Origin of the sequence: Actinophytocola sp., assembly GCF_036402745.1 — a bacterium.
GTDB lineage: Bacteria > Actinomycetota > Actinomycetes > Mycobacteriales > Pseudonocardiaceae > Actinophytocola.
In genome coordinates this window covers 1-5,675 of record NZ_DASWSJ010000051.1, presented here as the reverse complement: position 1 = coordinate 5,675, position 5,675 = coordinate 1, and the positions used below count along the sequence as shown (strand labels likewise).

At 72.5% G+C, this 5,675-nt stretch carries 6 protein-coding genes and 1 pseudogene; 2 read left to right on the top strand and 5 right to left on the bottom strand.

Translation table 11 applies throughout. From position 1 onward, the window contains the following. Nucleotides 1-308 (top strand): annotated as a pseudogene (locus VGD70_RS05385) (TetR/AcrR family transcriptional regulator); the annotation flags it as partial. A gap of 338 nt (nucleotides 309-646) precedes the next feature. Here the strand turns inward: VGD70_RS05385 and VGD70_RS05380 are convergent. Together VGD70_RS05380 and VGD70_RS05375 are read right to left on the bottom strand one after the other, a co-directional pair. Next, nucleotides 647-1,318, bottom strand: a complete 672-nt coding sequence (locus VGD70_RS05380; RefSeq protein ID WP_331078721.1) for a peptidylprolyl isomerase — start codon at nucleotides 1,316-1,318, stop codon at nucleotides 647-649. A 27-nt stretch (nucleotides 1,319-1,345) separates the two neighbouring features. After that, nucleotides 1,346-1,942 (bottom strand): TetR/AcrR family transcriptional regulator, encoded by a 597-nt coding sequence (locus VGD70_RS05375; RefSeq protein ID WP_331078719.1) that lies wholly within the window; start codon nucleotides 1,940-1,942, stop codon nucleotides 1,346-1,348. Nucleotides 1,943-2,091: 149 nt separating this feature from the next. Here VGD70_RS05375 and VGD70_RS05370 point away from each other — a divergent pair, with 149 nt between their 5' ends. After that, nucleotides 2,092-2,556 carry a hypothetical protein gene (locus tag VGD70_RS05370; protein WP_331078717.1) on the top strand — a complete coding sequence of 155 codons (465 nt, stop codon included), beginning with the start codon at nucleotides 2,092-2,094 and terminating at the stop codon, nucleotides 2,554-2,556. A gap of 4 nt (nucleotides 2,557-2,560) precedes the next feature. On the opposite strand, the gene VGD70_RS05365 is transcribed toward VGD70_RS05370, so the two are convergent. From VGD70_RS05365 to VGD70_RS05355, 3 genes are read right to left on the bottom strand one after another with little or no spacing between them, the layout of a single operon-like run. Then, entirely contained in the window at nucleotides 2,561-3,451 is an 891-nt protein-coding gene (locus VGD70_RS05365) for a DUF7192 family protein (protein ID WP_331078715.1), read from the bottom strand. Further along, nucleotides 3,448-4,920, bottom strand: coding sequence for an AAA family ATPase (locus VGD70_RS05360; protein ID WP_331078713.1), 1,473 nt, complete (start codon nucleotides 4,918-4,920; stop codon nucleotides 3,448-3,450). Before VGD70_RS05360 ends, VGD70_RS05365 begins: the two co-directional genes overlap by 4 nt. A gap of 32 nt (nucleotides 4,921-4,952) precedes the next feature. Continuing rightward, the gene (locus VGD70_RS05355) at nucleotides 4,953-5,438 is read right to left on the bottom strand and encodes an NUDIX hydrolase (RefSeq protein ID WP_331078711.1); all 486 of its coding nucleotides are present in this window, start codon (nucleotides 5,436-5,438) and stop codon (nucleotides 4,953-4,955) included. Nucleotides 5,439-5,675 lie beyond the last annotated feature (237 nt).

The following is a 5,675-nucleotide window of genomic DNA, read 5'->3' as shown; positions in this document are numbered from 1 at the left end:
GGATCCTGGCGGTGTTCGACTGGCTGCACGAGTGGTTCAGCGAGCCCACCTACAGGGGCTGCGCGTGGGTCAACTCCTTCGGCGAGTTGGGCGCGACGTCGACCGCCGTGGCCGACCTGGCGCGCGACCACAAGGAGCGGGTGCACGAGTACCTGTCGGGCCTGGTCAAGAACGCCGGCCGGCCGGCCCCGCTGGCCGACCACCTGATGCTGCTGGCCGAAGGAGCCATGACGATCGCCGCGATCTCCGGCTCCCCGACCCCGGCCCACCACGCGAAGGCAGCGGCCGCCGCACTGCTCGACCGCTGAGCCGCCCCGCTCGGCCGACTAGTCCGCCTCCCCGGGATTTAAAGTGTGCGTTGCGTCCCGGGGAATGGTGCGGGTATCGAGGTGGGTGGTGGCTGGGTGCCGTCACGGTCCCCTGAGGTTCCGGTGGTCGGCGCAGGACTTCACACGATGATCTACGAGACGCTGGTCCGCCTCCCCGGGATTTAAGTGTGTGTTGCGTCCCAGCGGATAGTGCGGGTATCGAGGTGGATGGTGGCTGGGTGCCGTCACGGTCCCCTGAGGTTCCGGTGGTCGGCGCAGGACTTCACCCGATGATCTACGAGACAGGCCTTGGTCCTTCGCTTCTCCAGGCCCGTCGGTCACGGCCAGGTCAGGGCCCACAGAATCTTCACCGGGTGGGCGGGTAGGCCGTCCTGTGCGCCGCCCTCGATACCGGCCTTCACAATCCTGTCCACAGTGGACATCCCCTGCGTCACCCGCCCCAACACGGTGTACGCCGGAGAGATGTTGGCATGCGAGTGGACGACGAAGAACTGGCTCCCGTTCGTGTCCGGCCCCTGGTTGCCCATCGCGACCGTGCCTCGGGGGTAGGTCTCCGCGCCCGTCAGCTCGTCGGCGAAGCGGTAGCCGGGGCCGCCCACCTCCACCTCCACGATGTCGCCGCACTGCAGCACACCCAGCCGCGCGCTGTTGGTCAGGCGCCAGCACTGGGTGTGGTTGTAGAAGAGGCTCCGCACGAGGTGGGTGAAGTTGTGCACGGCGCACGGCGCGTTCGCCCGGTCCAGCTCGATCACGACCACGCCGTAGTTCGTCGCGAGGACGGCCGTCGGCTTGCCTTGGGTCGGTGCCTGCGGGGACGGCGGGCGCACCGGCTTCGCGGCAGGCTTGTCCGGGGTCGGGATGTACTCGCACCGTGTCACCGGGCGATCGGCAGCGGCTGACGCGGAGGCTGACGCGGTGACAGCGGGCGCGAAGCCAACGGTGGCAACGAGAACCACGAGCAGGGTGAGCAGGCGGCGCGCAGGGGTCATGCCCAGCACGCTAGCGCCGGGGTCAAGTCACGCGCGCCGGCGCATGCCCTCCATCACCGCGACGATCGTGCGGCTGACCTCGGCCGCCGCCTTCTTCGGGTCGGCCGAGCTCGCGATCGTCTCCGCGCCCGCGGACAGAGCGCCGAACAGGATCCGGGCGGTCACCTCGACGGGCAGCGGTTCGATCTCGCGAGCCTCGACCAGTGCCTCGACCGCGCCGCGGACCAGGCCGTAGCTGAAGTGCTCCTCGGCCTCGCGCCACCGCTCCCAACCCATGACCACCGGTGCCTCGTGGATGACGATCCGCTGGTAGGACGGCTCGAGGCACACCTGCACGTACTCCTGGATGCCCTCCATCGCCCGGTCCCACGCGGTCCCGTCGCCGTCGACGGCGGCCGCGGTGAGCCGCTCCAGGGCGGCCGTCTCGACCTGGTCGAACGCCGCCTCGAACAGCGCCTGCTTGCCGCTGAAGTGGTGGTAGAGCGCGCCCTTCGTCACCCTGGCGCGTCTGACGATCGCGTCGAGCGAGGTGCCCGCGTAGCCGTGTTCGGTGAACAGGTCCAGCGCCGAGTCGACCAGGGCTTCCCTGGTCGACTCCGTGTAGTCGACGCGCCTCGACCGCATTGTCACCACGTTCACAACCGTACGACATTTAGCTGGCACATACCGGTGGTACGTTGTCCTTGTCCGACCGTACCAGCGGTATGTCGAAGACCGGTGGTATGACCGAGCTCACGGCCACGAGCCGTCCTGGGGAAGGGACAGGGGAACCAATGGGGTGGAACGACTTCTACCGGCGCAGAGACGCCCTCGACTCGGTACTCGAGCAGGACGAGCTCGTCGTGCCGGACCTCTTCGACGGCCCGGACGAGCTGCTGCTCGCCCTGCACCACCGCTGGTCGCTGCGGCTGGCCAGCCGGGTCGAGCTCGCGACGCTGGACGCCGACGCCGACCCGGTCGACGCGGTGGGGGCCGCGTGGCGTGAGACCGCGGCGGCCGACCCGGCGCTGCGCCGCGTGCTGGACACGCACGCCGACCGGCCGGCGCTGCGCGGGGTGATCATGGCCGAGCAGCGGATGCTGGCGACGGCCGCGGGCCTGGCCGACCCGGCCGACGGCCCGGACGAGCAGGCCGCGGTCGGCGCCGCGTTCCTGGCCCTCGTGCGCAACGGACCGCGGCAGGCCTCCGGCCGCAACCCGGTGGAGCGCCTGCTGCGCCGGCTGGTCCCGAGCGCGTGACCGGTCAGTCCAGCAGCCCGAGGTCGACGAACGTCTCGTGGCACCACTCCATGGCCGCGTCCAGGTCCCTCCACTGTGGATCGTCGCGCCACAGGTACGGGAACACGTAGGGATCGGTGACCTGCTCGGGCAGGTCCTCGGGCACGCAGTGGAACGGCGGGCCGCCGTAGTCCTCGTCGAACATGCGCTGCGCGACGACCGGGTCCTGCGCATCCCACACGGCGAACCACAGCCTGCGCAGCATCAGCGGGTGCGCCACCGCGAAGATCAGCCGCCCGATGTCGAGCGGCTCCCCGGCCGACACGACCCGCGCCACCGCGGCGTGCCGGTCCGCGCCGACCATGCAGGCCCAGCCCGACCAGATCTCCACGCTGTGCCCGGCCCCGATGATCGCCGCGCACAGCGTGGCCAGCGCGATGCCGCGGTTGCGCACCTGCTCGTGCGGCGTGCGGTGCGAGTAGCTCGTCGGCACCAAGAACGTCACCACCCGCCCCCGCCGCGACGTTCGCCGGGGCGTCGCGTCGACCATGCACTCGGGCACGCCGGCGAGGTAGGCACCGACGTCGACCTCGCTGCCGGTGACGTCCCACGTCGGCTCCAGCGTGGTGGCCGCGACGCCGAGCCCGGCCCGCTCCCGCAACGCGCCGACCGTCACGTCCGCGTCCCGCAACGCCAGCGGCCACCCGTCGACGGCCAGCCGCAACGCCTCCGCCCAGGTCCCGCCCGCCCACTCGCTGTCCCCGTGCCGGCCGTCGCCGTTGATGGTCTCCGGCATCCGCGCGGCGTCGACGAACTCGTGCCACGACAGCAAGGGCGGCAGCGCGAGCTCGCTCGGTGACGGCGACTCGCTCGCAAGCTCACTCAGTAACGGTGACTCGCTCGCAAGCTCGCTCATAGCTCAAGCGCCGCTCGGTGTGCGTCGGACAGACCGCGGGTCACCCGCCACCGCATGACCTGCTCGATCGTGGCGCCCGCGGCGAGCAGCTTGGCGCCGTCGATGCTCACCCGCGGGGAGAACATCACCGGCAGCCGCTTGTCCGCCGCGACCGCCCGCAGCCGGTGGACCTCGGTGAGCAGCTCGCGCACCAGCCGCTTCTTCGCCGGCGCGTGCGCCAGGGCGACGCGCTCCTCGAGCTTCTCGTCGACCGGCACGTCGAGGGTGACGAACCTGTCGAGGGTGGCCGCGTCGAGGGCCTGCCGGCCGACGTACTGGCGGTCGCCGCCGGTGCCGTGGGTGTTGCCGGTGGCGACGACCCGGAAGTCGGCGTGCGCCTTGACCATGCCGTCGGCGAACGCGCAGACCCCCAGCGCCAGCGCCTGGTTCAGCTCGGCGAGCAGGCCCGGGTGGCCGTTGTCGAGCTCGTCGAACAGCATCACCCCGCCGTGCTCGAAGGCGCGGCGGAACGGCGTGTCGTGGTAGGTGCCGTGCGCGTCGAAGTAGCCGAACACCTTGCTCATCGGCGTGGTCGGGCCGAGCGAGATGGCCTGCAGGTCCAGCCCGAGTCCCTCCGCGGCCTGGGTCGCGAGCGTGGACTTGCCGGTGCCGGCCGGGCCGACGAGCAGCACATGGCAGCGCGCGCCGAGGGCCAGCAGCAGCTCGGGCAGCACCTGGTGCTTGGGGCCGTCGACCTTGGTCACCCGCCCGTTCGGCAGCGTGACCTGGATCGGCGTGGGGACGAAGGTGGCGCAGGCCTTCTCGGCCGCGTCGCGCGCGAGGTCGAGCACCTGGTCGCGGGCCTTGTCCACGCTGTCCCGCGCCGTCGCGGTGGCCTCGCGGGTGAGCTCGACGACGTCGGCCCGCACCGTCTCGACCACCTGGCGCGTCTGCTCCTGCGCCTCGCGGGCGACCGTGGCGACCTCGGCGCACGCCTTGTCGACGGCGTCGCGCGTGGTCACCTCGGCCTCGCGGGCCAGCGTGGCCACGTCCTCGCGGACCTTCTCGGCCGCCTCCCGGGTGGCCACCTCGGTCTCGCGGGCGACGGTGGCCACGTCCTCGCGTGCCGTGTCCGCGGCACCCCGCGTCCGCGCCTCGGCCTCGCGCGCGAGCGTGACCAGGTCCGCGCGGGCCGTGTCCGCCGCCTCCCGGGTCTCGTCGCGGGCCCGCTCGACGGCGGCCCGCACGTCCTCGACCAGGACGGTCGCCGTGTCGGTGGCGGTGGTCTGCGCGGTGTCCTCGGCGACGCGCCGGATGTCGGCCTCCAGCGGGGCGAGCGCGGCGGCCGCCACGGTCTCGTCGGCGAACCGCTCGCCCACCGCCCGGTAGGTCGCCCGCTCGACGAGCAGTCCGATGTTCTGCTGGTGCAACACCGCCCGCGCGGCTTCGATCGACATCTGGTGTAGCTCGAGCTTGGTTGTCCGCCGCACGAGTCCTCCGTGGCGCCTCGGGTCTTGTAGGCCTAAAGATCTACGGCACCTGCCCCGGGAGGGGTCCCGCGGGGCGCGGGCACGCCGTGCTCCAGGTAGCGGGTGCCGCCGTCCGCGCGGGCCCGCAGCGCCTCGGTGACCCGCCGGGCCAGCCGCGGCGGCAGCCACGCGCCGACCTCGTCGCCGGCCACGAACGCGTACGCGGCCAGCTCGTCGGCCTGCAGCCGGATCGTCGCCACCGCGGCGGCAGTCAGCGGCCCGCCGTCGAACACGAAGAGCACCTTGTCGCCCTGCTCGGGATGCGGGGCCCAGTCGACCACCAGCAGCCGGCCCACCGGCACGGTCAGGCCCAGCTCCTCGGCGACCTCGCGGACGCAGCCCTGATGCGGGGTCTCACCCGGCTCGACCACCCCGCCCGGGATCTCCCACCGCGGCTTGTACGTCGGCTCGACCAGCAGCACCCGGCCCCGTTCGTCGAAGAACAACGCGCCGGCCGCGCTCCCCACCACAGCGCCCACGCGAACCTCCCCCCGTCGCAGGCGGACGGCGCCCTCCCGAACGGTCGGAGGGCGCCGTCCCAGCCCGACTAGCGCGTGGCACTCCAGAAGATGCCATTGGCCACCTGCGCGAACAGGCCCTTCGGATGCGCGCGGAACATCGGCTCGGTGCCGAACATCAGCACCCGCGCACCCCGTTCGTCCACACCGGACACGACGGCCGCCTGGCCGGAGGCCGCGTCCGGCCCGCCGGTGCCG

Bases quoted from the DNA above. Each gene is read 5' to 3' on its own strand.
- VGD70_RS05380 (WP_331078721.1), bottom strand. From the start codon at position 1,318: ATGACCCCTGCGCGCCGCCTGCTCACCCTGCTCGTGGTTCTCGTTGCC.
- VGD70_RS05375 (WP_331078719.1), bottom strand. From the start codon at position 1,942: ATGCGGTCGAGGCGCGTCGACTACACGGAGTCGACCAGGGAAGCCCTG.
- VGD70_RS05370 (WP_331078717.1), top strand. From the start codon at position 2,092: ATGGGGTGGAACGACTTCTACCGGCGCAGAGACGCCCTCGACTCGGTA.
- VGD70_RS05365 (WP_331078715.1), bottom strand. From the start codon at position 3,451: ATGAGCGAGCTTGCGAGCGAGTCACCGTTACTGAGTGAGCTTGCGAGC.